Annotated in this window: 26 protein-coding genes; 17 read left to right on the top strand and 9 right to left on the bottom strand. The window is 41.1% G+C overall.

Translation table 11 applies throughout. From position 1 onward, the window contains the following. Positions 1–106: 106 nt before the first annotated feature. Together ACXAH9_RS14745 and ACXAH9_RS14740 are read right to left on the bottom strand one after the other, a co-directional pair. The gene (locus ACXAH9_RS14745) at positions 107–2,533 is read right to left on the bottom strand and encodes an ABC transporter permease (protein WP_474895622.1); all 2,427 of its coding nucleotides are present in this window, start codon (positions 2,531–2,533) and stop codon (positions 107–109) included. Positions 2,534–2,671: 138 nt separating this feature from the next. Next, the gene (locus ACXAH9_RS14740; RefSeq protein WP_474895621.1) at positions 2,672–4,651 is read right to left on the bottom strand and encodes an OPT family oligopeptide transporter; all 1,980 of its coding nucleotides are present in this window, start codon (positions 4,649–4,651) and stop codon (positions 2,672–2,674) included. Between the two features lie 234 nt (positions 4,652–4,885). On the opposite strand from ACXAH9_RS14740, the gene ACXAH9_RS14735 reads away from it, so the two are divergent. Next, complete coding sequence (locus ACXAH9_RS14735) at positions 4,886–5,431, top strand: carboxymuconolactone decarboxylase family protein (protein WP_474895620.1); 546 nt, start codon at positions 4,886–4,888, stop codon at positions 5,429–5,431. 47 nt (positions 5,432–5,478) lie between these two features. Here ACXAH9_RS14735 and ACXAH9_RS14730 read toward each other — a convergent pair whose 3' ends face one another. Together ACXAH9_RS14730 and ACXAH9_RS14725 are read right to left on the bottom strand one after the other, a co-directional pair. Continuing rightward, positions 5,479–6,387: a DUF4097 family beta strand repeat-containing protein gene (locus tag ACXAH9_RS14730; protein WP_474895619.1), complete on the bottom strand. Its 909-nt coding sequence runs from the start codon at positions 6,385–6,387 to the stop codon at positions 5,479–5,481. A 55-nt stretch (positions 6,388–6,442) separates the two neighbouring features. Next, on the bottom strand, positions 6,443–8,497 hold the full coding sequence (locus ACXAH9_RS14725) for a carboxy terminal-processing peptidase (protein WP_474895618.1): 2,055 nt from the start codon (positions 8,495–8,497) through the stop codon (positions 6,443–6,445). A gap of 225 nt (positions 8,498–8,722) precedes the next feature. On the opposite strand from ACXAH9_RS14725, the gene ACXAH9_RS14720 reads away from it, so the two are divergent. The 5 genes from ACXAH9_RS14720 to ACXAH9_RS14700 all read left to right on the top strand — a co-directional run bounded on the left by ACXAH9_RS14720 (position 8,723) and on the right by ACXAH9_RS14700 (position 10,674). Continuing rightward, on the top strand, positions 8,723–9,433 hold the full coding sequence (locus tag ACXAH9_RS14720) for a hypothetical protein (protein WP_474895617.1): 711 nt from the start codon (positions 8,723–8,725) through the stop codon (positions 9,431–9,433). 7 nt (positions 9,434–9,440) lie between these two features. Next, positions 9,441–9,683, top strand: coding sequence for a hypothetical protein (locus ACXAH9_RS14715; RefSeq protein ID WP_474895616.1), 243 nt, complete (start codon positions 9,441–9,443; stop codon positions 9,681–9,683). Positions 9,684–9,690: 7 nt separating this feature from the next. Next, positions 9,691–9,936 carry a hypothetical protein gene (locus ACXAH9_RS14710; RefSeq protein WP_474895615.1) on the top strand — a complete coding sequence of 82 codons (246 nt, stop codon included), beginning with the start codon at positions 9,691–9,693 and terminating at the stop codon, positions 9,934–9,936. Positions 9,937–9,943: 7 nt separating this feature from the next. Further along, positions 9,944–10,177 carry a hypothetical protein gene (locus ACXAH9_RS14705; protein WP_474895614.1) on the top strand — a complete coding sequence of 78 codons (234 nt, stop codon included), beginning with the start codon at positions 9,944–9,946 and terminating at the stop codon, positions 10,175–10,177. Positions 10,178–10,281: 104 nt separating this feature from the next. Further along, positions 10,282–10,674 carry a VOC family protein gene (locus ACXAH9_RS14700; protein WP_474895613.1) on the top strand — a complete coding sequence of 131 codons (393 nt, stop codon included), beginning with the start codon at positions 10,282–10,284 and terminating at the stop codon, positions 10,672–10,674. 3 nt (positions 10,675–10,677) lie between these two features. Here the strand turns inward: ACXAH9_RS14700 and ACXAH9_RS14695 are convergent, their stop codons facing one another. Together ACXAH9_RS14695 and ACXAH9_RS14690 are read right to left on the bottom strand one after the other, a co-directional pair. After that, positions 10,678–11,019 (bottom strand): hypothetical protein, encoded by a 342-nt coding sequence (locus tag ACXAH9_RS14695; protein ID WP_474895612.1) that lies wholly within the window; start codon positions 11,017–11,019, stop codon positions 10,678–10,680. Next, positions 11,016–11,561 (bottom strand): RNA polymerase sigma factor, encoded by a 546-nt coding sequence (locus ACXAH9_RS14690; RefSeq protein WP_474895611.1) that lies wholly within the window; start codon positions 11,559–11,561, stop codon positions 11,016–11,018. Before ACXAH9_RS14690 ends, ACXAH9_RS14695 begins: the two co-directional genes overlap by 4 nt. Positions 11,562–11,692: 131 nt before the next feature. Here ACXAH9_RS14690 and ACXAH9_RS14685 point away from each other — a divergent pair, with 131 nt between their 5' ends. From ACXAH9_RS14685 to ACXAH9_RS14670, 4 genes are all read left to right on the top strand, one after another. Next, positions 11,693–12,025 (top strand): DUF6249 domain-containing protein, encoded by a 333-nt coding sequence (locus ACXAH9_RS14685; protein WP_474895610.1) that lies wholly within the window; start codon positions 11,693–11,695, stop codon positions 12,023–12,025. Between the two features lie 159 nt (positions 12,026–12,184). Beyond that, positions 12,185–12,331, top strand: a complete 147-nt coding sequence (locus ACXAH9_RS14680) for a hypothetical protein (RefSeq protein ID WP_474895609.1) — start codon at positions 12,185–12,187, stop codon at positions 12,329–12,331. Positions 12,332–12,409: 78 nt separating this feature from the next. Then, positions 12,410–13,474 (top strand): class II fructose-bisphosphate aldolase, encoded by a 1,065-nt coding sequence (gene fbaA / locus ACXAH9_RS14675; RefSeq protein ID WP_474895608.1) that lies wholly within the window; start codon positions 12,410–12,412, stop codon positions 13,472–13,474. 113 nt (positions 13,475–13,587) lie between these two features. After that, positions 13,588–14,475, top strand: a complete 888-nt coding sequence (locus ACXAH9_RS14670; protein ID WP_474895607.1) for a 3-hydroxybutyryl-CoA dehydrogenase — start codon at positions 13,588–13,590, stop codon at positions 14,473–14,475. A 75-nt stretch (positions 14,476–14,550) separates the two neighbouring features. Here the strand turns inward: ACXAH9_RS14670 and ACXAH9_RS14665 are convergent, their stop codons facing one another. Beyond that, complete coding sequence (locus ACXAH9_RS14665) at positions 14,551–16,497, bottom strand: tail fiber domain-containing protein (protein WP_474895606.1); 1,947 nt, start codon at positions 16,495–16,497, stop codon at positions 14,551–14,553. 202 nt (positions 16,498–16,699) lie between these two features. On the opposite strand from ACXAH9_RS14665, the gene ACXAH9_RS14660 reads away from it, so the two are divergent. From ACXAH9_RS14660 to ACXAH9_RS14635, 6 genes are all read left to right on the top strand, one after another. After that, a complete protein-coding gene (locus tag ACXAH9_RS14660) occupies positions 16,700–18,868 on the top strand; it encodes a S9 family peptidase (protein ID WP_474895605.1) in 2,169 nt (722 codons plus the stop codon). 164 nt (positions 18,869–19,032) lie between these two features. Next, positions 19,033–19,704, top strand: a complete 672-nt coding sequence (locus ACXAH9_RS14655) for a VOC family protein (RefSeq protein ID WP_474895604.1) — start codon at positions 19,033–19,035, stop codon at positions 19,702–19,704. Then, a complete protein-coding gene (locus ACXAH9_RS14650) occupies positions 19,698–20,369 on the top strand; it encodes a hypothetical protein (RefSeq protein WP_474895603.1) in 672 nt (223 codons plus the stop codon). Before ACXAH9_RS14655 ends, ACXAH9_RS14650 begins: the two co-directional genes overlap by 7 nt. A 208-nt stretch (positions 20,370–20,577) precedes the next feature. Further along, a complete protein-coding gene (locus tag ACXAH9_RS14645) occupies positions 20,578–21,162 on the top strand; it encodes a DUF4389 domain-containing protein (RefSeq protein ID WP_474895602.1) in 585 nt (194 codons plus the stop codon). Beyond that, complete coding sequence (locus ACXAH9_RS14640; RefSeq protein ID WP_474895601.1) at positions 21,159–21,647, top strand: magnetosome magnetite crystal formation protein family; 489 nt, start codon at positions 21,159–21,161, stop codon at positions 21,645–21,647. Before ACXAH9_RS14645 ends, ACXAH9_RS14640 begins: the two co-directional genes overlap by 4 nt. Continuing rightward, a complete protein-coding gene (locus ACXAH9_RS14635) occupies positions 21,644–22,429 on the top strand; it encodes a M48 family metallopeptidase (RefSeq protein ID WP_474895600.1) in 786 nt (261 codons plus the stop codon). The genes ACXAH9_RS14640 and ACXAH9_RS14635 overlap by 4 nt, the downstream gene beginning before the upstream one ends. A 2-nt stretch (positions 22,430–22,431) precedes the next feature. On the opposite strand, the gene ACXAH9_RS14630 is transcribed toward ACXAH9_RS14635, so the two are convergent. Beyond that, positions 22,432–22,947 (bottom strand): hypothetical protein, encoded by a 516-nt coding sequence (locus ACXAH9_RS14630; RefSeq protein ID WP_474895599.1) that lies wholly within the window; start codon positions 22,945–22,947, stop codon positions 22,432–22,434. Between the two features lie 901 nt (positions 22,948–23,848). Next, positions 23,849–24,454 (bottom strand): hypothetical protein, encoded by a 606-nt coding sequence (locus ACXAH9_RS14625; RefSeq protein WP_474895598.1) that lies wholly within the window; start codon positions 24,452–24,454, stop codon positions 23,849–23,851. Between the two features lie 79 nt (positions 24,455–24,533). On the opposite strand from ACXAH9_RS14625, the gene ACXAH9_RS14620 reads away from it, so the two are divergent. Next, positions 24,534–25,325 (top strand): hypothetical protein, encoded by a 792-nt coding sequence (locus ACXAH9_RS14620; protein WP_474895597.1) that lies wholly within the window; start codon positions 24,534–24,536, stop codon positions 25,323–25,325. Positions 25,326–25,339: the final 14 nt, after the last annotated feature.

Below are 25,339 nucleotides of genomic sequence, written 5' to 3'. Positions count from 1 at the left end.
TGCGAATCCGTCAAATATATGGAAAGTTTGGCAGGCCACTGTGTCAAATTTTATAAAGAGACAGCCTGATGAAATTTCATTCACCAGACTGTCCTTAAAACCTGATTTATTCGTCTTTCAATGTAGTGGCCGGATTGATTAAAGCCGTACTGATTGTACGATGACTCACAGTCAATGCTGCGATTAGCAACGTGACTAGAAATGCCAATGCAAAGAATTCAAATCCTATTTCAATCCTGAATTCATAATCGTTCAACCACTGATTTAGAATATAATAAGCGACAGGAGCTGCAATCAAAAATGCAACAATCACAAGTACAAAAACTTCTTTGGTAAACTTCCCTATGATTCCAAGCACTGAGGCCCCTAGTACTTTTCTAATACCCACTTCTTTGGTTCGGTTTGCAGATATAAAGGCAATCAGCCCGTACAATCCTAAACACCCAATGATTATGGATACTGCAGAAAAAGTAGTCATTAGTGTCGCCACACTTTGTTCTTGCTCATAGTTTTCAGCCAGCTCCTCATCATAAAACTGCCAGTTCTGCACATACTCGGGGTACACCTTCTCCCATGTATCCTCAAAATGCGTGATGGCTTGCTTGACATTGACCCCATCTTTCGTTTTAAAAGCAACCTCGTAATACACTTCGGGATCTCTCAAGAGCATCACATACTGAAACCCTTCGCTCAAATCCTGAGAGTGAAAATCCTTCATCACTCCAATAACTTTTTTATCTCCTCTCCATCCGGTAGTAAGTCGTTCTCCAATTGCTCCTTCATAATTGTCTTTAAAACCCATTAGATCAGCTATTTGCTGATTGATAATAACATAATTCGAGCTATCGTCTTTTCGAAGATCTCTACCTGCAAGAAGTTCCAATCCATAGAGAGACATATAATGCTCATCTGCTGGTTTGAAGCTGGCATTATAGTCCTCTTCAATATCCAAAGGTGGGTAGTTGAAATTTGAATGAGAATTCGAGTTCCCGGTGGGTGAGCTCAACGAAAAAGTCACATTTTGAATGGAGGGATTTTCGAGCATCATAGCCTTAAACCGAGCGTTTTTTACTTCGTCGCGTTCAGGTAGATAGCTTTTTATAATTGCCTCTTTTTCAAAACCCAGATCTTTTTCTATGAAATATCTCATCTGTGCAGAAATGATAACCGTGCCAATGATCAAAAACTGGGAAATGGTGAATTGAGCAACCACTAGGGCCTTGCGAAGATTAAGTCCTCCGGAATGCTCCCTGGCAGTGATCTTACTTTTCAAAGCTTTAACCGTATTCATCCCGCTAAGCAAGATGGATGGGTAAAACCCTGAGAGAAAACTGACCAAAACCAAAAGAATAAGTAGAAAACCGATGGTTTCAAATCCGGAAAATAAATCCAATGTTAAACGCGTGCTGATAACGTCTTCCAGTTGAACAAATAAAAACTCAGCGATTGCCAGTGAACAAAATAATGCTACCAGGGTGATCAATGTTATTTCAGTAAAAAATTGAATAACCAACTGTCTCGAGTAGCCTCCTATTGCTTTTCTAATGCCTATTTCTTTAGATCTATTGGCCGCCTGAGCGGTAGCAAGGTTGATAAAGTTGATGCATGCTGTCAACACCAGAAAGATGGCGATGATACCAAGAGCTTTTATGAGTGCCGGAGATGTGGAATATACATAGTTTCCGTATTCATCATCGAAGTGAATATCAGCCAAAGGCTGAGTGACAAACCTTCTTCTTTCAGAGGCCTCTTCTTCGTAATGTTTCTCCACAAAGTCTATTAGCTTGGTGTCGAATGCTTCCTGGTTAAAATCATCTCCTACAAGAATGTATGTATTTGTATTTGAAGCCGTTGAATTCCATCGTTTCCCTTCACCAAAATAGGGGTTGCTGGCAGCCTGCCCATTATATTCCAAAAGAACAGTAAAAGGAAAGTTAGTTGCTTCAGGAGGGTCAGCGATAACTCCTACAACCTTGTAATCAATTAGATTACCAACATTGAAAGTTACGCCCATCGCTTTGGACTCCTCGCCCTCACTTAATCCAAAAAGTTTTCGGGACTGAGATGCAGAAATCACTGCGGTGTTTGGCTCGGTAAGAGCTGTCTTGCTGTCTCCAGCCAGAAATTCAATGCTGAATATTTTGAAGAAAGCATTCTCAGTATAAACAACCCCTTCTTCAAGCAGAAATTTTTTTATATCAACCCCGTCTTTTACATTGATCTGATCTCCATAATCATAATGGGTACGAACAACATTTTCAATATCCGGATAATCCTCTCTTAAAGCAGGACCAACAGGGTGAGGTGTGCCCATACCTTTTGAAACATCACCTGCCCGAATACCCTGACCAACCACTCGATAGATGTTTTCGAAATGTTCCTGATGCTTATCAAAGCTATTTTCGTAGACAATAACTTTGTAAATCACCAGAGCGCATCCAATTCCTAGCGCTAAACCCAACACATTCAGGATACCATAGATCTTATTACGTGAAAGGTTTCTAATTGCTGTTTTAAGATAATTCTTAAGCATGGGTTATTCGGTTTACACATTCATTCAGATCAAAACCATGCCAGACTATATAAGTATCTGATTTACAAAAAAATACACCTGCCTCCACATTGTAAAGTGAAGCCAGGTGTACACTATTCTCGTTCGTTTCCGAACAGTCTAATCTTCTTCTTTAGATACTTTGATCACCACTTTATATATGAAGTATATGATCAAGCCAAAGATGATTAAGCCAGGCCAGCTGGAAACATCTTCAAATATGCGCATGGCGTTCGGGTCACCTCCGGACTTCATCACACCTACGGTAAGACCTGCGATAAGGATCCCCATCAATGCCTCTCCGGTGATCAAACCTGAGGCAAGCAGCAATCCAGCATTGTTTCCTCTTTCTACGTTTTTGTTGGACTTAGTCGCTTTTGTTAACATATAAGCAAGCACACCACCAACAAAAATGGAGGAGTCCAGCTCGAATGGTAGATAAAGTCCCACAGCAACAGCCAGTACAGGCATTCTGAAATTCGAGCCTTTCGATTTAAGGTATTGATCAAACGCAATAATAGCAGCGGCAATACCCGCGCCGATATAAATAATATTCCATGGGAGTCCTCCTCCAAAGATTCCTTGTGCGACACTCATCATCAATGTGGCCTGTGGAGCCGCTAATGCTTCAGGCTGTTCAGGAGTTGGAGCACCGATACCATTTCCAATCAAAAGTATATTCAGTACGATTGGAATCGCAAGAGCACCTGCCACTACACCAACTACCTGCATGATTTGCTGCTTATATGGAGTTGCACCCAGGATATGTCCTGCTTTAAGATCTTGCATGTTATCACCAGCAATAGCTGCTGCACAACATACCACTGCTCCGATTAAGATAGCACCTGCTGCACCCGCCATTTCATTTCCTGTACCCATTAAAGTGAGGAGAAGGATAGATGCAAAAAGAATGGTTGCAATGGTAACTCCTGAAATAGGGTTGTTGGAGCTACCTACAAGACCAGCCATATAGCCAGCCACCGCAGCGAACAAAAAACCAGCTACTACCATAATGAGTGTCATCGTAGTAGTTACCGTCACATCATCAAGTGCAGATTGATAGATCAAAAATATTGGAACGATCAAAACACCTATGGCAATAATCACCCAGGACATTGGAGTATCCATTTCGGTTCTGATTTGATCCTTCATAGAAGTGCCACCTTTCTTGAAAGCTGAAATTCCTGCTTTAAATGCCGTTCCAAGTGAGCCTGCCAGACTTAAAAGCGCCCACAATCCACCTACTACCATAGCTCCAACGCCCAGATATCTCATCTTAGCACTCCATAGCGCATTTCCCATATTATCTACATTCACATCGCTCACACTACTAAAGCTACCTAAAGCAACCAGCTCTGCTGCTACTGCTTCGAATCCTTCAGAACCAATGTAGATTGGCATGGCAATCCACCAGGTAATGACCCCACCAAAGAAGACAAGAAATGCAATATTGAGTCCTACAATGTAGCCAACTGCCACAAGTGCAGGAGAAAGATTAAGGCTGAAATAACCATAAAATTTTTGACCGATCAGCGTTGCTCGTTCAAATAAGCCGCTCCACAGATTCAGTGCAGAATCTGAAAGCTTGAAAAGCCCACCAATGACTGAGCCCCAAATAAGGTACTTGACTGCCTTGCCTCCTTCTTCACCGGTCTTGAGAACTTCCGCCGTTGCAACGCCTTCAGGGAATTTTAGATTTTCTTCAACGATCAAGGCTCTTCGGAGCGGAATGGTGAACAAGATACCCAGCACACCACCACACATGGCTATAGCCATTGTTTCAAAGTAATTAAACTCTTCCCAATAACCCATAATCACAAGGGCAGGTATGGTGAAGATCACTCCTGCAGCCAATGATTCTCCAGCTGAAGCAGCTGTTTGCACAAGGTTGTTTTCGAGGATGTTTGAATTTTTAAAGACCTTCAATAGGGCCATGGAAATAACTGCTGCTGGAATAGACGCTGAAACGGTAAGTCCTGCAAACAAACCAAAATATGCGTTAGCAGCTGAAAGTACAACAGATAAGATTGCTCCTAGAAAAACTGCCTTTACGGTGATTTCCGGTAAGCTGGTGTTAGAATCAATATATGGCTTTTCCATATGTGCTTTTGGGTTAGGTTAAAATTTCGTCACCGGCAAAAATGTCTATTTGACAGCTATTAAACAAAAGTGGATTTTCTTCCCCTACCGGTAAGTTCCGAATAGTTCACACAAATAGTGAGATCGTCAAGGGTATGACATTGCTTTCCATTTGCCCTGAATTAAGAGAACTTCACGACGGCTGCCTTGTTTATTTGATACGATTTAATATAATATCCAATAAATGAACAAAATATGAAAAATCTAGAACCTTTAACACTGGAACAGGCTAACGACGAGACCAAAGAAATCTTTGAAGGCTTAGAAGCAAAAATGGGAAATGTACCAAATGTCTATGCGACGATCGGCAACTCATCCAAAGCCCTGAAAGGTGTTTTAGACTTAAATAATACACTCTCACATGGAGAATTTAACGGAAAAGAAGTAGAAACAATAGCGCTATCCGTTGCTCAGGTTAATGAATGCGACTATTGCCTGGCCGCTCATACTACTGTGGGCAAAATGCAAGGTCTTTCAGAAGATGAAACGGTAGAAATTCGAATAGGCGACATCAATGATGAAAAACTGAAAGCATTATCAGATCTGGCAAAACAGATGACCATTACCAGAGGAAATCCAGATCAGGAGTACATTAACAAATTCTTTGGTGCGGGATACAATAAAGCTGCTTTAGCTGAGCTAATTGGCTTTATAGCTGTTAATACGATAACAAATTACACAAACCACATTGCTGAGACGGACATTGACTTTCCAGTTGCTCCGGAATTGGAGACAGCATAATTTTCAGATTGGTCAGTAAAAGAAAGGCTGGAAATTCCAGTCTTTCTTTATTCATATTCCTGGTCACCACTGGAGGTGGTTCCCGTTATTTTTATACCTCCCCGATCAATCACCAGTCGTTTCTCGCCGGATCGATTACCAACTTCAAGGTCGCCAGATGTGGCAGTCAAATCAAAACTTAGTTCATCCAGATCATTCACAAAATCTATTTCGATGTTTCCCGAAGTAGCATCAAAGTAGCAGTTATCATTCACCTCAATGCCATACCCATCAATTTCTCCTGATGAGGTTCGAATTTTCAAAGCTCCAACCCCTTTCCTGACATCCACATCTCCTGATGTTGCCTGAATTTCAATTTTTCCATTGAAGCCGGAAACGGTGATGTCACCAGAACTGGCCCTCGTTTCGATATTTCCTCTGGTATTGTAAATTTCCTGATCTCCACTGGTGGACTCTATCTCAGAATCTCCGGTTAACCCATCAATATCAATATCGCCGCTGGATGTTTCAACTTCCAAATTAGCAATGATGCTTCTTAGTGTTATATCCCCGCTAGAAGCTTCTATTCGGGATTCTGAAGCTCTAAGATTAGCTACATTCACATCGCCTGACGAATTGTCAATATCCAGCTTTACTCCATCTGTAATTGTTATGTCAATTCGGGATTCGTTGATTCGATAGTTGCGCCAGCTTCTGTTAGTTTTTCTATCCACACGAATCACCAGTGTCTTGCCAACAATGTCCGTTTCGAATCGATAATCGCCTTCATCTCCATTACCAGTAATTATCCCTTTGAAGTACAACTTGTCACCTGAATTGACATACACATCGACGAATGATCCTTCGATACGGACTTCATCAACATTTTCAGCCTCCAGCTCAGCCTTAGCAAGGGTATTTTGGGCCAAACTTGAAAAACTTATCAGGAAAAGAGTAGCTATAATTGATTTCTTCATGTATTTATAATAATTAGGTTCTGATATAATGATGAAGAAATCCTGAAATGGTTGCCTAGCCGATCTTATATTTCTTCATTGCTGCCAAAAGTCTCAAACCTTCTTTCAGGTATGGGTCTTTCTTCAACTTCTCATCGATTTCGTCTTTCTCTGCTACATCAGTATTGTCTACAGCGGTAGCCAGATCATCTTCATCATTATTGGAATTGGCCCGTCTGGTCTCCAAATTCAGAGATACTGACTTCCTACTTCTATTTTCCTTCGCCTTCTCAATATCTTGAACCAATTTTTTCAGGTCGGGATCGGTGTTTAAATCTTCTCGGTAAAGTGCATTCAGGTAATCCAGCATTTCCTCCGAAATAGAATTTGTTGGATTAAATTTCGCACTGCTGATCTCATCCCACGGAAGCGCATTTTCACGACTAGCCTCTCCAAAATCTTCTTGAGAATAAATGGATGGGAACTGTACATCCGGCGCAATGCCTACGCGTTGATTGCTGCTTCCGGTAACCCGATAGAATTTAGCAAGCGTCATTTTTAGTTGCCCTAAGTTTAATTCTGGGTTTCTGATGTATCGACTTAAATCGATGATGTTTTGAACAGTTCCTTTACCGAACGTGCTTTCACCAATAATCACCCCTCTGCGATAATCCTGGATTGCTCCTGTGAAAATCTCTGACGCAGAGGCACTTCCTCTATTCACCAAAACGGCTAGCGGTCCATCATAAAACACCTCCCCACCATCTTCGTCATCCATCTTGTCCACAGACTGATCATAATTACGTACCTGAACGACGGGTCCGTCTGGTATAAAGAGTCCGCTCATTTCGATGGCTTCCTGCAAAGAACCTCCCCCATTGAAACGGAGGTCGATGAGTAACCCATCCATCCCTTGAGCTTCTAGTTCTGTGAGCAATTTTTTAACATCTCTTGTCGTGCTCCGATAGTCTTCTTTCCCATCTCGCAATTCGTCGAAGTTGAGGTAAAAACTCGGTACAGTGATCACCCCTAAATTGTAAGTGGTATTTCCTTCTGTAATCGGGATCATTTCCGATTTAGCAGCCTGTTGCTCCAGATTGATTTTCTCCCGAACAAGTCTCAGGGTATCTGGGAGTGCATTGACACCTTCGCTGGCTTTAAGAATTTGTAGCCTAACTACCGTCCCCTTTTCACCTCGTATTTTAGCAACTACATCATCCAATCGCCATCCGATCACATCTATAAACTCTCCATCGTCTCCTTGTGCTACACCGATAATTTTATCGTCTTTGTGAAGCTGTTTGCTCTTATAGGCCGGTCCACCAGGAATGATTTCAGCCACCTGGGTATAGTCCAGATTTTGCATAAGGCGTGCGCCAATTCCCTCTAACGAAAGACTCATGTCTATCTGGAAATTTTCTGCATCCGGCGGAGAAAAGTAATCCGTGTGAGGATCGTATGCATTTGTGTAGGCATTCATGTAACTCTGAAATACATCCTCGCTATTATATTGATAGATGGCCTTTTGAATGCGTTGATATCTTTTTGTGAGACTTTCAGAAATATCATCCCATTCCCTGCCTGCCAGCTTATAGCTGAGTGCCTGATTCTTGATGATCTTTCTCCATATCTCGTTGCGCTCCTGCTGGGTTTGAGGCCAGTTGGCATCCTCACGATCAAAGATATAGTGCTCCTCCTTTGAAAAATCGAATTCTGTTTGCAGCAATTCGAAAACATAGTCAATCTGGCTCAGTGAACGCTTTCGATATATATCAAATACATCATAGGCGAATTGTAAGTCACCTTCCGGAATCTGGTCATCCAGCTTATAGCGGTAAGACTCAAACCCTTCCACATCAGAAGCATAGAAAGTAGCTTTATTGGGATCGAGTGATTCCAAATAGTTATCAAAGATGACTGATGAAATGGAATCATTGAGCGGGAGCTTACGATAATGGATACGTTTTAAAAGATTGGTGATTACATATGCTTCACTTGGGTGCTCCTCTTTTGGAGCTAGTGTCTTAAGCGTATCCCCTTCAATGAAGAACTGAATGTCTTCACTGTATTCGGTAGAAACTCCGAATGAGGTGAGAAGTGCAAACCCAACTATCAACAACAACTTATTCATTTGCTTTTAATTGATTTATAATAATCAAATGGAATTCGCATGATAGAATATCTACTTTATATGAGATTTCAATCATGCTCATTTCATGTACTTAAATTTTAGACGTATTCTTTCAACGCAATATTGAAAAGATTGATTTTAAAAATAGCAGTTTTTTTGTGAGTGGTTCAAAGAGTGCGCCAAAACCAGTATTTTTAATAAAATTTAACCTAATCACTACTGCAAATGAAAGACTTGCTCAAATATGGTCTTCCTTGGATACTATTCACAGCTCTTTTTATTCTAAGTCAGAAGATATTTAGTGATCATATCAGTGACTCGCTGATGGTCATGCTTTTGGGAGTTCTTGTTATCTATTATTTCGTGTTGGACAATCCTCACTCTCCATGGAGTAAGCAAACAGTGATTGCATTTGCTCTGTGGCTGATTTCCATCGGCCTGAGAAACGAGTATTATGAAAACATTCCTAACTGGATACCTGCATTGATGGCTGCCTTACTAGCGTTTGTCTACTTCCAGCGATTTCAGGCACGAGAAGATCGGCACTGGGTGGACTACCTAAAACTGGTGGGCGTCATTGCTTTACTCCCTGCTACCTACTTTGAATCACCATTGACCGCACTATTTGCCACGCTATTGGCATTCATATATTTACTGGACCGACTAATCATCAGAAAACAAATGAACAAGACGACTCAAATCATCACATTCTGCCTTTTGGGGCTGATCAGTATCTCATTTCTAATTTATTCCTTCGTTAAAGCGGATGAAGCAGAGAAAGCAGCAATGGAAGCGGAAATGCAACGAAACGAAGTGGTAAGGCTAATGAAAAAATCTGAGGCACTTCAAAAGGAAGCAGAAGCTGCGGCAGCAGCAGCGCGAGAGCAAGCCGCACTCGCTGCACAGGCACTTGCTGATTGCGAAGGGTCAAAATAAAATCAAAATGAAAAAGAACATACTCATTATCATTCTATCAATGACAACCCTATTCCTAATAGCTCACGCTTACATCAAATCAGATGAAGCAGAAAGATTTGCTAATGAAGCATACGAGCTCCAGGCTCAGGTAAATGAGTTGCAAACACTTGCTGATGAACTCAAACAACAAGCATTGAATGCCGCAGCTGAAGCACGAATGGTACAAGCGGAAGCAGAAAGAGCACTAAGGGATTGTCAATCAAAATAACTTATTCATGAAAAAGAACATCATTATTATTATTCTGGCATTCACTACACTTTTCTTTTTTGTCTTTGCTTTTATCAAAGCGGATGAAGCAGAGAAGGCGGCCACTGAAGCTCAAACGCAGAGAGAAATAGCTAAAAATGCTCAGGCGGAAGCTGAGAGGCAAGCTCAGCTCGCACTTGACAATGCAGCAGAGGCAAAAAGAGCAATTCAAGAAGCCGAGCAAGCTTTAGCAAATTGCAAATCATCTAAATGATACATTAATGAAAAAGAACGTTGTAATCGTTTTTCTGGCTTTCACTACCCTATTCTTTTTTGCCTATGCATTCATCAAAGCGGATGAAGCAGAGAAAGCAGCAATGGAAGTTGAGTTGGCGCGGCAAGAAGCATTGGCGGAAAAGGAAAGAGCTGATGTGCAAGCAGAGCTTGCGAGAATGAGAGCTGCTGAAGCCACTATGGCACAGGCAGAAGCGCAAGAGCGATGGAAATGTATTTGAAGTGCAAAGACGGCAAATAGCCCCTCCCCCTTTCGGGTGATTTTTGTTTTTCATTTTTTCTGGGATGTTTTTCCAACTTTATTTGACACAAACAACAATTTCTTATGAAAAAGCGAGTGACAGGAATTGGAGGCATCTTCTTCAAGACCAATGATCCGGAGAAAATGAAAAAGTGGTATAGCGACCATCTGGGTATCGAATCTGATCAATATGGAGGTCTGTTCAAGTGGCGTGATTACGAGGATAAGGAAAAGGAATGTACCACAGCCTGGGGGCCATTTTCAAAGGATACCGAATATTTCAACCCTAGCGACAAAGAGTACATGTTCAATTACCGGGTGGAAAACCTGGTGGAACTATTGGAAGCACTAAAGAAAGAAGGGGTGCAGGTAGTTGGTGAAATAGAAGAATACGAATACGGCAAGTTTGGGTGGATTATGGATCCGGAAGGTCGCAAAATTGAACTTTGGGAACCTGTAGATAAGCCGTTTCTTTAACCATCAAATGTGAAGCATCCGATCCTTTACCAGCTTCTTGTCAAGGTATTGAATGGTGAAAATAAGTACTCCGGCAAGAACCCCTATAGGAACAATCTGTTCCAGTATGCTGGTCACACCTCCGAAACGCTCCAGTACGGTTGGCATAAAGTAAGATATGGTTGCATACCCAAAACCAAATATCACCAGTGTTCCCAATGCCATCCACAGATAAAGTCTTCGCTGGCTAGCCTTCTCCTTCCTTTTGATCGCCTGCACTACCCTGTCCTTGAAATCCTTCCTTAACTGAAACGATGGCTCTGCCTTCAGTGCCTCATCAATCAAATCTTCTATTTGTTTCTTCATAGCAATGCTACCTCCTTACTTGCTTGTTCTTCTATTATTTTCTTAAGTTTCTGTCTGGCTCGATGAATATAATTTTTCACCGTTCCTTCCGGCATTCCTGTCACTTCCACTATCTCCGGATAGCTAAATCCATCTAGGTAAAAGAGTGTCAGTACCGATTTGTAATTAACCGGTAATTGATCAACCAATTTTAGAATGAATCGTTTCATATCCTGCTCTTCGGTTATCTCAGAAACGGCTCCTATTTTAAACTGCACTTCATCCAAACCTACCTGATCCATTTTCTTCTTCTTTGCAAAATTAACTGCCATGCGGTAGGCAATGGTCGCTACCCAGGTAGATAGTTTAGAATCAAAATGGAATGTACTCAGCTTGTCTATCACTTTTACAAAAACATCCTGGCACAACTCTTCCCGATCCATATCATCTGACACTACCCTGGCTACCATATGCACAACCAGTCGCTCATACTTGCCAATGAGCAACCGAATAGCGGAATCGCTTCCACTCAATACCTGACGTACCAGTTCTTTTTCTTGCATGGATACCTATATGTCAGTGAGAGTGACAAGAATGTTGCATTCAGAAAAAATATTTTTTTTAAAGTGCAACATTTCTCCGGCGCTCCCCTGTCCAACGGGAGAAGATGTTCAAACTATAAATTACATACATTATGGAAAATTTAATACCAATTATTGCAATCATCTCCGTTTTCGGATCGGTGATTCTCTTTGTAACAACACTTACAAATTATTCGCTAAAAAAGAAACTCATTGATAAAGACATGGTAAACTCTGAAAGCGCAAACCTTTTCACAAAAAAGGACAACCGACACAGTGCTTTAAAATGGGGAATCATTGTCCTATGCGGAGGGCTTGGTTTAATAATCATTGACTCAATGGGTCTGGATGGTGATGAAGCTATGACATACGGAATTGAAGCAGTAAGCATCGCAATTGGATTCCTTATTTATTATGCGATAATGAAGAAAGAAATCGACGAATAATAATGCAAGGACTAATGGCGCAACTCTAAGGTCAATAAACTCAATTTCAATAAGTTGCGCCATTTTTTATTCGTCGAAGAATATTGGCTATTCGTCCACAAACCGTCATTTTTTACAGACCCTTTAAACCTTTAGGTTCGATGCTGTGTCCAAAAGGTCATGAAGTGGAAAATCCTAATCAAACTACTTTACCTGATCATCCTATTCGCTGTAGCCGCTTACAAGTGGGACAAGGAATCTCAGCTTATTGATTCCGATCCACAGATAGATACCCAAACGATTCAGCAGGCTTACCACGAAGCGTGATCATGCGTTTTCATTCCATGAGGTAGAAGTTATATTTGCGGAACAAAATTCTGTTAATAACCTTCAAACCCTTACACAATGAAATTCAGACCTGGTGTTCTTACCGGACAGGAAGTCACAGACCTTCTCAACTATGCTAATGAAAATGATTTTGCCCTCCCCGCGGTAAACGTTACCAGTTCAAGCACCGTCAATGCGGTATTGGAAGCTGCTCGGGATATCAATTCACCTGTGATGATTCAGTTTTCTAATGGTGGAGCTGCATTTATGGCAGGAAAAGGATTGTCAAATGATGGTCAGGCTTCTGCAATCGCCGGTGGTGTTGCTGGCGCTCACCATGTACATCAAATGGCTGAGGCATATGGAGTTACGGTTATCCTGCACACGGATCATGCAGCCCGAAAACTACTTCCATGGATTGATGGACTACTGGATGCCGGAGAAAAACATTTCGAGCAAACAGGTAAGCCGCTTTACTCTTCACATATGTTAGACCTTTCTGAGGAGCCTATCGAAGAGAATATTGGAACCTGTGTGGAATACTTCAAGCGCATGGATAAAATGGGCATGACATTGGAGATAGAACTAGGTGTTACAGGCGGAGAAGAAGATGGAGTGGATAACACAGAAGTGGATAACTCGATGCTCTATACCCAGCCGGAAGAAGTTGCTTACGCTTACGAGAAATTGAAAGAAGTCAGTGATAACTTCACCATAGCAGCAGCATTTGGAAACGTGCATGGTGTATACAAACCAGGAAACGTGAAGCTCACTCCTATTATCCTTAAGAACTCTCAGGATCACATTCAAGAAAAACACAATACCGGTCACAACCCGGTCAACTTTGTTTTTCACGGTGGATCAGGTTCTTCACGTGAAGAAATCAGAGAAGCAATTTCTTACGGTGCAATTAAAATGAACATCGATACTGATCTGCAGTGGGCATACTGGGATGGCGTAAGAGGATACTACCAGGCAAACGAAGGTTACCTGCAAGGACAGATAGGTAATCCGGAAGGTGATGATAAACCAAACAAGAAAAAATACGACCCTCGTGTTTGGGTCAGAGAAGCAGAAAAATCTTTTGTGGAGCGATTAAAAATTGCCTTTGAAGACTTGAACTGCGTAGGTAAAAACGCCTAAGATTTAATTGAGCCCTGGACTTAGTCCAGGGTCTTTTTTTGTATTACATAATCTAAAGAATCAAGAACAAGATTATTCCTCATCCTGTTTAAGGACCAAATCAAAGAATTAAAATGAAAAATATATCAGTAATCGGAAGCGGCACCATGGGTAATGGTATCGCTCATGTGTTTGCTCAAAATGGATTCAATGTTGCTTTAATAGATATCAATGAAGCGGCACTTGAAAAAGCGATAGCCACCATCGCAAAAAACCTGGATCGTATGGTCCAAAAGGAAAAGATTTCGGAAGCAGACAAGGAAGCAGCATTGAAAAACATCACAACCTTCACTACTACGGAAGAAGGTGTGAAAAATGCTGACCTGGTTGTAGAAGCAGCGACTGAAAACTTCGACATCAAAAAGAAGATTTTTGAAACCATGGATGCTCATGCACCTGAAGGTGCAATCCTGGCAACCAATACCTCATCCATTTCTATCACTAAAATCGCGGCAGCTACCAAGCGACCTGATAAAGTGATCGGTATGCACTTCATGAACCCGGTTCCGGTCATGAAGCTAATTGAGGTAATCCGTGGATATGCTACTTCAAATGAGACTACCAGTACGATCATGGAAATGAGTAAGAATCTGAAGAAGGTTCCTGTAGAGGTAAACGATTACCCTGGATTCGTAGCTAATCGAATCCTTATGCCCATGATCAATGAAGCAATCATCACCCTACACGAAGGAGTTGCCGGCGTAGAAGAAATCGACACGGTAATGAAACTTGGAATGGCGCACCCGATGGGTCCATTGCAATTGGCAGATTTCATTGGACTGGATGTTTGCCTTTCTATCATGAACGTACTTTATGAAGGATTTGGCAATCCGAAATATGCACCTTGTCCCCTACTGGTAAATATGGTGACTGCCGGATACCTGGGTGCAAAAACCGGAGAAGGCTTTTACAAATACACGCCAGGATCGAAAGATCTGGTGGTGAGCGAAATGTTCAAATAAGAAAAAAGGCCCCTTGAACTGATTCAAGGGGCTACTACTAGGTAACTACTATAGACAGTAGTAAAGAAAATCGGGTCATTCAATCAGCATTTTTTTCGTCGCGATCACCTCTCCATTGGCGATCAATGCATACGTAAAGATTCCTGTACCCAATTCGCTCTTTGTGAGTTCGATCTGATTGCTTCTCATTAAGTTGCTTACCTCTTTCACCTTTTTCCCTTGAAGATCAAATACTACCAGTCGAGCATTTCCGGTAAAATCATTTGGTAAACTGTAGCGAATCGAAGTAGTCGAACTTGAAGGATTCGGGTAGTTTTGCTCTAGTCCAAAATCTTCAGAATTTAATCCTAAGTCCAGTTTATCAGATGTAAGCTGATCGAAGTTGTCATTTGAAGCAGATAGTTGATTTTCAAGACGTTCAACCTCCTTAGTCAATTCCTTGACCGCTTCGACCAACACCGGAATAAGCGCCGTATAATTCACTGAAAGCATGCCTTCCCCATCCTCTCTTACAGCATCGGGCATGATTTTTCTCAAGTCCTGTGCAATGAAGCCCACCTGCTGGCCACCTGGCATTTTTGTTGAAGCCTTTTCGTCACTTCCTCCCATTTTCACGTCCTGCTTATATTCATATGATTTCCCTTCAATTTGATTCACTAATTGAAGCGGTGATTCAATGGTTTGGATGTTTTTCTTATACCGCTTATCTGAAGGAAGGTATGTTCCGGTTGTGTACACATCTCCATTGACAAAGAGCGTATAAGCAGCTTGTTGTGCAGGGGTAGTAATGGCCGCTATAGCCACATGGTCTTCGAGAAAGTCTCCATAAATCAATGATTTACGAGAACTTGTTGAGATATGTAGTTTATTGTCATCCCTTTCATAGTGTCCCGCGCCACTACCAATGAAGATACCATTATGAGAAGTAGCATAGGCTCCAGCTCTCCTTCCCAGATAGGTATTGTTGATTCCATTTCTATTGTTTTCTCCCGCTCCTTCTCCGATAAATGTATTACTGCTTCCGTCTTCATTATGCTCACCTGCCTGGGCACCAAGAAAAGTGTTGCTATGGCCTTTGGACTTATCCAGTCCTGCATTCGCACCAATCATTGTATTCCAGCTTTCTTTGCTGTTGTGTCCGGCGGCATCACCCATGAAGGTGTTGCCAACTCCCTGGACATTATTCAATCCTGCAGAATTACCGACAAAAGTATTTTTAGCACCTGTTGAATTATTTTCTCCGGATGAGGAGCCAATGAATGTATTTGAATTGCCAGATGCATTTAACCTACCCGCACGGTTACCAACGAAAGTGTTAAAATCGGATTCATTTGTGTAACCTGCTTCAAATCCAATAAATGTCGAGCCGGAGGCAGTGTTGTTTTCACCAGCTGAAGCACCAATGATCACATTTTGATTCTTGTCAGTATGTAGTCCTGCCCGCTTTCCAATAAATACATTATCGTTTCCAATGGTATTTTTCTGTCCCGACTCTGATCCTATAAAAGTATTGTTGATTCCAGTGGTATTGAGGTTTCCGCTAACATGTCCGATAAACGTGTTGTCATTGCCCTCTGAGGTTACACCAGTGAGATACCCCATAAATACTGAATTGGACGAGCTGGAATGAAATCCAGCATTAAACCCAACGATGACGTTTGCTTCACCGACTTGATTGCTAATACCACTGTTTGTACCCAGATACACATTGTAATCCCCAGTTGTATTAGATTCTCCGCTTCCACTACCCACAAAAAGGTTGGATTTTCCTGTAGTGTTATTGTACCCAGCCATATGCCCCAGGAAAGTATTGGACTCTCCAGAGGTATTGTAATAGCCTGAAGAAAATCCAAGGAAAGTGTTTTGATTACTTAGACTGTCTAGATTAAAGCCAGATTCCCATCCAATAGCAGTGTTCTTATCGCCACTATCGTTATTGCCCGCATTGTTAGGATAACTTACGTTTTGTCCATGGAGCGAAATCCAAATTATAAAGCCAAACAAAGTGAATAAATTTTTCATGTGATTAGAATTTAATTTTCACATGAAGCTAGGCATTGACAAAATCGAATCAATCCGAAGTTAGTATTTGGGTTAATTCACTGTGTAATTCACATGAATTATAAAGTAATCGGCATACTTGGATACTCAAATACCGATCATGTAATCATATTAGGATAATTTCGCATGATATTGGAACTTAACCAGCCTAAAACTCACTCAAATGAAAAACATCCGATCACTAGTAATGCTCGCAGGACTGGTCCTGCTTGGAGCATGTAACAATCAAAAATCTGAAGAAAAAACTATGAGACCTGATGCGCCTGTTGCAGCGAAGGCTGATACCATTTTAAAAGAGCACGGACAAACAAGGGTAGACCCCTACTTCTGGATGCGGCTGACCGACGATCAAAAGCGTGCGGAAAATCCGGATGAGCACACCAAGCAAGTGCTTGACTACCTTAATGCTGAAAACGACTACACTAAAATAGTGATGTCGCACACGGAAGACCTTCAGCAAAAGCTGTATGATGAGATCGTTGGAAGAATTAAGCAAACAGATGAATCTGTCCCATATTTATCCAATGGATATTGGTACTATACCCGATATGAAGAAGGTGGTGAGTACCCGATCTATTGCAGAAAGAACGGAAGCTTAGAAGCGGAAGAAGAAATTCTTTTGAATGTAAATGAAATGGCAGAGGGCTATGGCTACTATGCTGCCGGTGGATTGAATGTAAGCCCGGATAACAAAATCCTCGCGTTTGCTGAAGACACACTGAGTAGAAGAATCTACACCATCCGATTTAAGAACCTGGAAACAGGGGAATACCTGGATGATCGTATTGAAAACACTACCGGTGGTGGTGCGTGGGCAAACGACAACAAAACATTTTTCTACACTGCCAAGAATAAGGTATCTCTCCTATCTGAAAAGATTTACAGACACGAACTGGGAACACAACCGGAAATGGATGTGATGGTGTATCATGAGAAAGATCCATCTTTCTACATTGGTGTGTACAAATCAAAATCAGATGATTATGTGATCATCTGGAACAGTAGCACGTTGGTGAGCGATTACCATGTGCTTGACGCAAATAACCCAAGAGGAGATTTTCAGCAGTTCATCCCGAGAGATGAAAATGCACATGAATACAGCATTTCGCATTTCAAAGACAAGTGGTACATCGTGACCAATCGAGATGCAACCAACTTTAAGTTAATGGAAACACCGGTAGACAACATGGATGAATCCAATTGGCAAGAAGTCATTCCTCACCGTGACAATGTACTTCTGGAAGGGGTTGAACTATTCAACGAGTACATGGTTGTAGATGAGCGTGAAAATGGGTTGACCAATCTGAGAATAATCAACCAAGAATCAGGGGATGAACATTACCTTGACTTTGGTGAGCCTGCCTACAATGCATACATCTCTACCAATGCAGAGTTTGATACCAAAATCTTGAGATTTGGATATACCTCCATGACCACACCAAACTCCACGTACGATTACAACATGGAGACAAAGGAAAAAACGCTGATGAAACGTCAGGAAGTGGTTGGGGGACATAACCCGGAAGATTATGTAACCGAACGAATCTGGGCTACCGTCAGAGATGGTGAAAAAGTGCCCATTTCCATTGTCTACAAAAAAGGATTTGAGAAAGATGGAAACGGCCCGCTTCTTCAATACGGCTATGGCTCCTATGGCGCAACCATCGATGCAAGCTTTAGCTCAGTAAGATTAAGTCTTTTGGACCGGGGATTTGCCTTTGCGATCGCACATATTCGTGGTGGCCAGTTAATGGGCCGGCAATGGTATGAAGACGGGAAAATGTTCAAGAAAATGAACACATTTAATGACTTTATTGATTGTTCCAAGTACCTGATCGAGCAGAACTACACTTCACCAGAGCATCTATATGCGCAAGGGGGAAGTGCCGGAGGGTTGCTAATGGGTGCTGTGGTAAACCTGGCTCCAGAGCTTTATAATGGCATCCTAGCTGCGGTACCTTTTGTAGATGTGGTTTCTACCATGTGGGATGAATCGATTCCGCTGACCACTAATGAATTTGACGAGTGGGGCAACCCAAAAGAGCTAGAATCATACGAGTACATGATGTCATATTCGCCATACGACAATGTCTCTGCTCAGGACTATCCAAACATGCTGGTTACAACAGGGCTTTTTGACTCTCAGGTTCAGTATTGGGAGCCGGCTAAGTGGGTAGCAAAACTTCGGGATATGAAAACAGATGACAACACCCTGATATTGGATACCGATATGGAAGCCGGGCATGGTGGTGCATCAGGAAGATTTAAGCGTTATAAAACAACCGCGCTGCAATATGCTTTCCTTCTCGACCTGGAAGGAATTGAAGAGTAAATAAATAATTTCATTTTTATTTATCAAATGATAACCTTTTGATGTTTATTTACGTATAACGACAAATCTATCACCACTCTCATAATACGATTAGGTTAAACTATTTTAAGAGCTGATAGATCTAGCCCCGAAGCAATTCGGGGCTTTTTTGTACCTTTTAATGGATGAAAATCCAACAACTGACACTTTACACCTCCAGACTCAGGGCTGTAGATTCCTTCTATACAGAGCTACTTGAAGTGGAGCCCCTCGAAAAAAACAGGGATTCTGTAAGCTTAAAGATTGGAAGTACCATTCTTCGTTTTATACATACCGAAGAGTCGAGTTACTATCATTTTGCAATTAACATTCCCTCTCATCAAATTAAGGATGCTCTGACCTGGATTAAGAGTAAAACAACCATTCTCCCCTTTCATGGAAATGAAATTGTAGACTTCAAAAACTGGAATGCTGAAGCACTCTACTTCTATGACCCTGCCGGAAATATTGTGGAGTTCATCGCTCGAAAGAATCTCAACATACCATCAACACGAAACTTTGATGCTTCATCCTTCCAACACATCAGTGAAATCGGGCTACCCGTTTCTGACGTGAGAGTGATCTATGAGCATTTGAATAAAAGTTGCGGATTAACCAAATTTAGTGGCGACCAAGAGCGGTTTTCCGCGATTGGGTGGGAAACAGGGCTATTCATTACGATCGATTATAATCAAAAGGATTGGATTCCAAATAATGACAAGGCCTACCCCTACTCTTTTTCATGTCAAATCGTGAATGATAAAAAGAGATACGATATAATTTATAACAATGAACTACTAACGATAAAACAATGGTAGAGGCAGGCTTTTACATTCTGACTATCATAATGGTATTCACTCCATTGATCATCCTTCAGAAAAGTGATGATCCACCGAAAAGAAAAAGAGCTTATTCAGTCATTATTATTATGTGGTTCATTTATATAACCATACTATCCAACAGGGGCTGGCTGGATGATTTTGGTTTTCCTCCCAGGGTGCCTTTACTCATTGTGATACCGGCTATTCTATTTATTATTTCCTACACTTCTAAAAAATGGGTAAAGGATTCCATCTTGAAAGTAAAGGATCACCAAATCATCTATATTCAATCGTTTCGAATAGCAGTGGAATTGCTTATTTATGGAGGTTTCTTGAATGAGGTGTTCCCAAAGAAAGCCACTTTTGAAGGACTTAATTACGATATTCTGGTTGGTGCATCTGCGTTAATTATCGGAGCATTAGTTCAGAAAGGCATTCTTAAATCTAAGGGAATACTCATCTGGAATATCCTATCACTTGCCATTTTAAGCTTAACAGTTTTCAGCTTTATTTCCTCTTACTATTTCTCAGATATAATGAGCGAAAATTTTCAGTTTGTCAGGCTGCCATACATATTTCTGGCATCTATTTTGCTGCCTATGGCAGTGTTCTATCATGTGATATCCATTCGCCAACAGCTGATGAAATCACCTCTCTCATAATACGATTAGGTTAAGCATTTTAAGAGAACGATAGAATAAGCCCTGAAGAGATTCAGGGCTTTTTTATTACCAGTCATAAGCCTTTAATCATTCCTCCCTATCAAAAGCAAAATGAGACGTTTAGCATGATTTTATACCTCTCGAGCATTCTATTTTTTCTAATTCCATTTAGGTAATTAAATTGCTTTGAAACCTAACCTTAACTTAAATGAAATTAGACATCAAGTATCAGGAGCGATACTCTCGAGGAGAGTTGCTTTTGAGAACCCTTTTCGGAGCAATTTACATTGCATTACCACACCTGTTTCTTTTGATTTTCGTCTCATTGTGGGGTGCAGTTCTATCATTTATCTCATGGTGGATTGTGCTATTTACAGGAAAGTATCCCCAAAGCTTTTTCGAGTTTCAAGAGGGCCTGTATCGCTGGAATCTGAGATTAAATGCCCGATTGTATAACTTATGTGATGGCTACCCTCCTTTCGGAATCAATGCAAAGGATGATTATGTCACCCTGGAAATTCCATACCCGGAAAGACTAAGCCGAGGTGTTTTGCTTCTTAGAACTTTCTTTGGTTTCATTTATGTGATTCTTCCACATATGTTTCTATTGTTCTTCCGGTCAATTGCATCTATGGTGCTCCAATTTATTGCCTGGTGGGTGGTGCTTTTCACAGCCAACTATCCTCAAAGCTGGCATGAATTTAATGTAGGCACACTGCGATGGGCTACCAGAGTAAACGTTTATATGTCTTTTATGACAGATGATTACCCTCCATTTTCAGGAAAACCATGAGTAACGAAGTGTATCACGAAATACCGCAACCAGACGAACTAAGTGAAAGAGAACGAGATGATGCCATGGGGTCTTACCTCATGATGTTTGCATCGGTGGCCATAGGACTTCCCTTGCCCATCATCAATCTCATCGCTGCTATCGTGTATTACTTTACAAACAGGTCGAAGGGCCTGTTTGTACATTTTCATTCTTTACAATCCCTTATTAGTCAGCTTCCCACTACCATCATCAATGCCATAGGTGTTTTTTGGGCCATTCGAATCTACTTTTTCGATTGGGTGCTTACCGACACATTCAAAGGATACGTGATCATGGCGATCATCTTTAACCTCGCCTATTTCGTATTCAGCATAGTAGGTGCGGTAAAAGCCAAAAAGGGACGGATGTATTATTTCCTCTTCTTTGGTAGACTTTCATATGAGATGGTCTTTAAAAAGAAGAATGTAGAAGAAAGTAAAATTCAAAATTTACCTCCTCAATGAAAGTTTGGCGAGAGCTGCTGATCCTTGTGTTGATTTTTGGTTTGATCTGGCTGGCATTTACCTGGCGGCCACTGAGTCTTCCGGATTCTGACTTCCGCCTTAGCAAGGAAAGGGAGAAAGATTTGGCTGAACTTATCATGGAAGACCTGGAAGATGAGTTCGAATTTTATCCGGACAGTACGGTAGAAAATGTATTATCCCCTATTACCACCCGGTTGCTGGATTCGTTGCAATCCAAAAAATATGAATACAAATTTCACCTCATTGACAACAACAGTGAAGTGAATGCATTCGCCACAATAGACGGTCACATCTATGTGTTTTCCGGCCTCCTAACCTTTGCTGACAACCCGGAGCAGGTAGCGGGTATCATTGCGCATGAGATTGGCCACCATGAAAATGGAGATCTGGTTGACAGACTTATGAAAGAGTTGGGATTGAGTGTGTTAGTAGCAGTGCTTAGCGGAGGAGATGCCGTGATGATCTCAGAAATCTCCAAGATTTTGATTTCTACTGGCTTTGATAGAAAGCAGGAAAGAGAAGCAGATGAATTTGCCTATGACCTGATGACGAAAGTACAGATTAACCCCGCACGCCTTGCTCACTTCTTCACAAAACTCAAAGCAGAAGAAAAAACCTATCCGGATGATCTGGAGATCATTGCTACCCATCCCAATTCGAAAAACCGAATAGAAGGAGCTCTTTCCTACCCATTGCCCGAAGGTTTTGAAGAGAAACTATTCGATATTGAATGGGAGGAGCTTTTAGAGAAAGAGATTTAGGACTACTTAAAAATACACTCAGCATTTGATTTAGTGATCTCAACTACACCGGTTGGGATCTCCAGATCACTGAATGAGTTCTTCATAGCCTTGATCCGAATAAAAACAAGTCCTCTATTAGCAATGTCTTTCATCGTTTCCTCAGTCATCTGAAAGGTGATATGATATTCAGTTATTTTGCTGCCAAAATCATCAATAATTACGGGCTTAGCTTCTTTTAAGGAATTCATACGCACCACTGCTCCACTGCCTGTTCGCATGACGAGCTCACTACCTTGAGGAATCACATCACTGAGTTCACCGTAATCACCCACCTCGACTTCAAATTTGTAATCGTCTCCATTTCTAATGTAGCTGATGTAATAAAACGGAGTAGGTCCGGTCAGACGGGTTTTGACTGTTCGGATGATGTCATCTGTTAATGGATCCTTATCGTTGACGACATACTTACAGATTTGTGCTTGTCCATAATAGGACACGATCAATAGGGAAATTACAGCTAAGGTTTTGAATCTCATGCATGAATGTTTTAATCACTATTAAAACTACAACAATTCAATGGGTGGGATCAAGTATCAGAAACAAAAAAACTCTGGCACACATATATCAAACCTCTTATAAAGAAAGATTATGAATCAGTCAGCACATTCGATGATCCCCATAGTGGGCGTGATCTAGCGCGCCAAACAAATCCATTTAAGTTAAAATTCTCAGGTTTGTATATTGCTATACCAGAGTTGATGTAAAGGTACAATTTACTGGTTGCCAGCAAAAGATTGAGAGAAAAAAACCATAGGTTAAAACATCCCCCTCCAACCTCACATTCCATCGCACCCCCCTTTGCTAAGGGGGATATATCCACCAGAATGTTCACCAACAGGTCGTTGGTTCTCATCCGTGTAAAGACATAAAAAAACCCACTCGTTTGAGTGGGTTTGTGGAGCTCTCAGCCTGCCTGCCGCAGGCAGGTCGGATTATTCGTACGCACAACCATGCCGCACATCCCCTCATGAATTCAATCTCATGCTTCGCATTTATCTCATACCCGTAAGCCATGCCGCACTTCCTCTCGTGAACCGCAAAGCGGTTTCGAACCGGAATGTTCTATTGCACAGGTCGTTGGTTCGAACTCACAACTCCTTAAAACAAAAAACCCCGACCTAATGGTCGGGGTTTGTGTTTTAGAGCCCCCAGTCGGATTCGAACCAACGACCTACTGATTACAAGACAGGTTAAAATGACTAAAATCAGCCTCTATAAGCCATTAATCGGATTTAATCATGAAAAAATTGGAAAAAACTGTACCCTGAAACTATACCACGCTTCGGGTTTTCCAACTTAAACTTCACTTGCAATCAGAAAGCTACGTCCTTCATCGACCCTTCTTTATTGAGTGCGATTCTAGTCACTATTTTTTATTCACTTTCTTATAAGCCATTGCTGGATTTCCTTGTTAGAATCAGAGGAATTAATCGAATGTTTTTTGATCACCTTATTAGTATTCCTGTCCTTAATCTTAATTTCAATTCTTGCTGTTTCTGTACCTTGAAGAAATTGATTGAAACTAGCTTTTACTATAAGCAATCGCGGTTTATTTGTTAACTTGAGACCATACTCATTACTTCTTCCTGATTGATTGCTTCCTCTTTCATTTAAGATGAATTTATTGCCATCCTTGAGTCTGATCGTGTAATCTATGCTGTAGATAGTGCTTTCAAAGCTTATGACACATTCCCCATTTTCTAACTCAATGATTCCGGGATAACTATCATTGAATGGAGTTGTAATCGGGGGGTTGATTTCACTCTGTGCATTACCACCTGATTTTTCGAATCGTGGATCACTTTCAGCCCATACAATTAAACCAATTCCTATGATAAAGAGGACTATGGAAACCGGTCCTTCAATTCCGATATCTTTTACTGATAAAGAAAGAGATCCATCCCCCTTCCCGAACATAAAGAGAACAATTCCAACAATGCAAAGAATGATCCCTATGGTCCAAACAACCTCGTAAGATGACATGAGTTAAATGCTTTTACTCAATTTACAGTTTTCAGCAATTTTTTACATTCCAATTAAGAATTACTTTTTATCAATAACCATGTACAGTATCAACCTATCCGCATTAAATACTCGAGTTAAGGAAATCACTGATTTACACCCTTCCTACTTCACGCCAAAGGACAAACTGACAAAACCACACATATTGGTCAGTCAGACCAAGAAGGCTCTATCAAAAGCGGATAAGAGTTACGGAAGATATTCCGGCATTCTTTACAATCGACAAGAAAAGTATTTAAGTATTCAGGTTACCAAACCTCTACTTACCAAAGCGCTAAATGTTTTTAACGCCTTCACCAACCTTGCCGAAAAAAGAGGTCATCAAATAGTTCTAAGTGATTCCAACACCATTATTGAAATTGGCGATATAGTTTTTAAAATCCGATTGAGGGAGCAATACACACGAGAAAAGGTTTCCAATAAACCTTATGACACACATAATTATCATCCCTCAGGAATATTGTGCTTTTCCTTAGATGAGCTATTCAAGAAAGAGTGGACAGATAAAAGTAAGAGTTTAGAAGAACAGTTTCCGCGGATAATGGCATATCTGGAATTAAGGGCACAAAGTGAAACTGAATGGAAAAAAGAAATTTCAGAAAGACGTAAGATTGAGGAAGAACAACGACTAATTAAAGAGGCTAAAGAACACGAAGTAAGGATTGAAAAAGAGAGATTTGATACCTTAATTAATGAAACCTCCCAGTGGCACCAAGCAGAATTGATTAGAGCTTATGTTAAAGATTCTGGAGTACAAAAATCAAGAGATGAAGCATGGGTTAAGTGGGCGCTAGAAAAAGCAGATTACATTGATCCAACTATTAATAACTGACCCAATATCTCTCC

The organism is Ekhidna sp. ABH4_415 (genome assembly GCF_056161305.1).
The sequence above is the reverse complement of the archived record's forward strand: the minus strand, read 5'-3'. Positions and strand labels throughout refer to the sequence as shown.

What these genes read in the sequence shown, in the direction of transcription:
- ACXAH9_RS14745 (WP_474895622.1), bottom strand. Translation starts at nt 2,533, where the DNA reads ATGCTTAAGAATTATCTTAAAACAGCAATTAGAAACCTTTCACGTAAT.
- ACXAH9_RS14740 (WP_474895621.1), bottom strand. Translation starts at nt 4,651, where the DNA reads ATGGAAAAGCCATATATTGATTCTAACACCAGCTTACCGGAAATCACC.
- ACXAH9_RS14735 (WP_474895620.1), top strand. Translation starts at nt 4,886, where the DNA reads ATGAAAAATCTAGAACCTTTAACACTGGAACAGGCTAACGACGAGACC.
- ACXAH9_RS14730 (WP_474895619.1), bottom strand. Translation starts at nt 6,387, where the DNA reads ATGAAGAAATCAATTATAGCTACTCTTTTCCTGATAAGTTTTTCAAGT.
- ACXAH9_RS14725 (WP_474895618.1), bottom strand. Translation starts at nt 8,497, where the DNA reads ATGAATAAGTTGTTGTTGATAGTTGGGTTTGCACTTCTCACCTCATTC.
- ACXAH9_RS14720 (WP_474895617.1), top strand. Translation starts at nt 8,723, where the DNA reads ATGAAAGACTTGCTCAAATATGGTCTTCCTTGGATACTATTCACAGCT.
- ACXAH9_RS14715 (WP_474895616.1), top strand. Translation starts at nt 9,441, where the DNA reads ATGAAAAAGAACATACTCATTATCATTCTATCAATGACAACCCTATTC.
- ACXAH9_RS14710 (WP_474895615.1), top strand. Translation starts at nt 9,691, where the DNA reads ATGAAAAAGAACATCATTATTATTATTCTGGCATTCACTACACTTTTC.
- ACXAH9_RS14705 (WP_474895614.1), top strand. Translation starts at nt 9,944, where the DNA reads ATGAAAAAGAACGTTGTAATCGTTTTTCTGGCTTTCACTACCCTATTC.
- ACXAH9_RS14700 (WP_474895613.1), top strand. Translation starts at nt 10,282, where the DNA reads ATGAAAAAGCGAGTGACAGGAATTGGAGGCATCTTCTTCAAGACCAAT.
- ACXAH9_RS14695 (WP_474895612.1), bottom strand. Translation starts at nt 11,019, where the DNA reads ATGAAGAAACAAATAGAAGATTTGATTGATGAGGCACTGAAGGCAGAG.
- ACXAH9_RS14690 (WP_474895611.1), bottom strand. Translation starts at nt 11,561, where the DNA reads ATGCAAGAAAAAGAACTGGTACGTCAGGTATTGAGTGGAAGCGATTCC.
- ACXAH9_RS14685 (WP_474895610.1), top strand. Translation starts at nt 11,693, where the DNA reads ATGGAAAATTTAATACCAATTATTGCAATCATCTCCGTTTTCGGATCG.
- ACXAH9_RS14680 (WP_474895609.1), top strand. Translation starts at nt 12,185, where the DNA reads ATGAAGTGGAAAATCCTAATCAAACTACTTTACCTGATCATCCTATTC.
- fbaA (WP_474895608.1), top strand. Translation starts at nt 12,410, where the DNA reads ATGAAATTCAGACCTGGTGTTCTTACCGGACAGGAAGTCACAGACCTT.
- ACXAH9_RS14670 (WP_474895607.1), top strand. Translation starts at nt 13,588, where the DNA reads ATGAAAAATATATCAGTAATCGGAAGCGGCACCATGGGTAATGGTATC.
- ACXAH9_RS14665 (WP_474895606.1), bottom strand. Translation starts at nt 16,497, where the DNA reads ATGAAAAATTTATTCACTTTGTTTGGCTTTATAATTTGGATTTCGCTC.
- ACXAH9_RS14660 (WP_474895605.1), top strand. Translation starts at nt 16,700, where the DNA reads ATGAAAAACATCCGATCACTAGTAATGCTCGCAGGACTGGTCCTGCTT.
- ACXAH9_RS14655 (WP_474895604.1), top strand. Translation starts at nt 19,033, where the DNA reads ATGAAAATCCAACAACTGACACTTTACACCTCCAGACTCAGGGCTGTA.
- ACXAH9_RS14650 (WP_474895603.1), top strand. Translation starts at nt 19,698, where the DNA reads ATGGTAGAGGCAGGCTTTTACATTCTGACTATCATAATGGTATTCACT.
- ACXAH9_RS14645 (WP_474895602.1), top strand. Translation starts at nt 20,578, where the DNA reads ATGAAATTAGACATCAAGTATCAGGAGCGATACTCTCGAGGAGAGTTG.
- ACXAH9_RS14640 (WP_474895601.1), top strand. Translation starts at nt 21,159, where the DNA reads ATGAGTAACGAAGTGTATCACGAAATACCGCAACCAGACGAACTAAGT.
- ACXAH9_RS14635 (WP_474895600.1), top strand. Translation starts at nt 21,644, where the DNA reads ATGAAAGTTTGGCGAGAGCTGCTGATCCTTGTGTTGATTTTTGGTTTG.
- ACXAH9_RS14630 (WP_474895599.1), bottom strand. Translation starts at nt 22,947, where the DNA reads ATGAGATTCAAAACCTTAGCTGTAATTTCCCTATTGATCGTGTCCTAT.
- ACXAH9_RS14625 (WP_474895598.1), bottom strand. Translation starts at nt 24,454, where the DNA reads ATGTCATCTTACGAGGTTGTTTGGACCATAGGGATCATTCTTTGCATT.
- ACXAH9_RS14620 (WP_474895597.1), top strand. Translation starts at nt 24,534, where the DNA reads ATGTACAGTATCAACCTATCCGCATTAAATACTCGAGTTAAGGAAATC.